This is a genomic window from Streptomyces sp. NPDC005195 (genome assembly GCF_040608315.1).
In the GTDB taxonomy this organism is placed as follows: Bacteria; Actinomycetota; Actinomycetes; order Streptomycetales; family Streptomycetaceae; genus Streptomyces; species Streptomyces kaempferi.
This window is the reverse complement of the sequence record NZ_JBEXHZ010000268.1, coordinates 1-2,035: the sequence shown is the minus strand read 5'-3', so window position 1 is coordinate 2,035 and position 2,035 is coordinate 1. Positions and strand designations below refer to the sequence as shown.

The window sequence follows — 2,035 nt, the reverse complement described above, 5'->3', positions numbered from 1 at the left end:
CTGCGTGCCCCGGCCGAGGGCGCGGCCGCCCGCACCCTGGTCGGCTCGGGACAGGCGCACGACTTCGACCTGCGGGTCGTCGACCCGCTGGCGGGCGTGGAACTGCCCCCCGGGCGCGTCGGGGAGATCTGGCTGCGCGGCGACAGCGTCGCCCAGGGCTACTGGCGCCAGCCCCTGGAGACCGACGAGACCTTCCACGCCACGCTGGAGGGCACCCCCGAGGGCACCCCCGGCGCCTTCCTGCGCACCGGTGACCTGGGCGCCGTGGACGACGGCGAGCTCTACATCACCGGGCGTTTGAAGGAAGTCATCATCCTCAACGGGCGCAACATCTACCCTCAGGACGTGGAGTGGGCGATCCGGGAGACCGGCCCCGCCCTCGCGGCCGGCCACGGCGCGGTGTTCACCGTCGGAGCGGACCGGGAGCAGCTCGTAGTGATCCACGAGGCACGCCTTCCCCGTGCGGACACCGACCGCCTGCGGGAACTGGCCTGCGGTATCCAGACACTCGTCGGACAGGACTTCGACGTCCCCGCCGGCAACGTCGTCCTCGTCCGCCCCGGCACCGTGCGCCGCACCACCAGCGGCAAGATCCAGCGGACCCTGATGCGCTCCCTGTTCCTGCGCGGTGAGATCACCCCGCTCCACGACGTCCTCGACCCGGCCGTGCGCGCCCTGATCACACCGTCCGCGGTGCCCAGCGGCGAGAGCGCCCCCACCATGGTCCGGAGCAGCTAGTGGTGACCTCCGCGCTGCTGACCCAGCCGCCCCTGCACGAGGGCCTGCCCCCGAGCGAGGCCCCGGCCCGCGTCGCCCGGCTGGAAGCGCTGCTCGGCGACCCCGCCGACCCGGCCAACCCGGCCGGCTACCGGGCCCTGCTGCACGCCGACCGGCGGGCCGCGCTGTCCGCCGACGCCGAGGGCCTGCTCGACGACTTCGGCATGAGCCGCGAGTTCGTGCCGACGGAACTGGGCGGCCGGTTCGACTCCGCCGAAACCCTGCTGCGGGTGATGCGCGCCGTCTTCCGCCGCGACGTCGCCCTCGGGGCCGGCTACGGCATGACCACCTTCATGGCCGCCTCCGACGTGTGGATGCAGGGCAGCGCCGACCAGCGGACCTGGCTGGCGGGCCTGCTGCTGTCGGGCTCCAAGGCGGCCATCGCCCAGCACGAGACCGCCCACACCAACGACTTCGTCCGCAGCGGGGTGCGCGCCGAGGTGCACGCCGACGGCCTGTCGGTCACCGGCGTCAAACCGGTCATCAACAACCTGCACCGCGCCGACGCCCTGGTGCTGTTCTGCCGCACCGAACCGCAGCCGGGCACCACGGGCGCCCACTCGGTGCTGCTGCTCGACCCGCACACCCTGCCCGCCGACCGCTACCGGGTCACCCGCCGCCCGGCCACCCTCGGCCTGCGCGGCTGCTTCTTCGCCGGAGTGGAACTCGACGCCTGCGCCGTCCCCCGCGACAGCCTGCTGGGCCCCCTGGGCGGCGGAGTGGTGACCGCCCTGCGCTCCTTCCAGGTCAGCCGCACCCTCATGGCCTCCATGGTGTCCGCGGCGGTGGACACCGGCCTGCGCACCGCCGTCCTGGTCGACCGCAGCCAACGGCCCGGCCGCACCGGCCTGGACCCCACCGACCCGCAGCACACGGCGGGCACCCTCGCCGGGGCCTTCGTCAACCTGCTGCTCTACGACTGCATGGCCGTGGTGGCCACCCGGGCGCTGCACCTGCTGCCCGCCGAGACCAGCATCTACTCCGCCGCGGTCAAACTGCTGCTGCCCCAGGTGCTCAGCGACACCATGTACGACCTGGCGACGGTGCTCGGCTCGCAGATCTACACCCGCGAGGGCACCGTCGGCATCTTCCAGAAACACATCCGCGACGTGCCGGTGGTCAGCCTCGGACACGCCGGCACGGCCGCCTGCCAGGCGACGATCATCCCGCAACTGCGCTCCCTCGCCGAGAAGTCCTGGTTCACCGGTGCCGAGGCGCCCGCCGCACTGTTTCGCCCCGGCGCTCCGCTGCCGCCCTT

1 protein-coding gene and 1 pseudogene are annotated in these 2,035 nt (G+C 73.5%); both read left to right on the top strand.

Annotation, left to right across the window (positions count from 1 at the left end; genetic code table 11):
• Positions 1–738: pseudogene (locus ABZV34_RS38835) on the top strand (polyketide synthase); the annotation flags it as partial.
• 2 nt (positions 739–740) lie between these two features.
• Positions 741–2,035, top strand: a 1,295-nt coding sequence (locus ABZV34_RS38830; RefSeq protein WP_356287820.1) for an acyl-CoA dehydrogenase family protein, incomplete at its 3' end; no start/stop codon positions are given.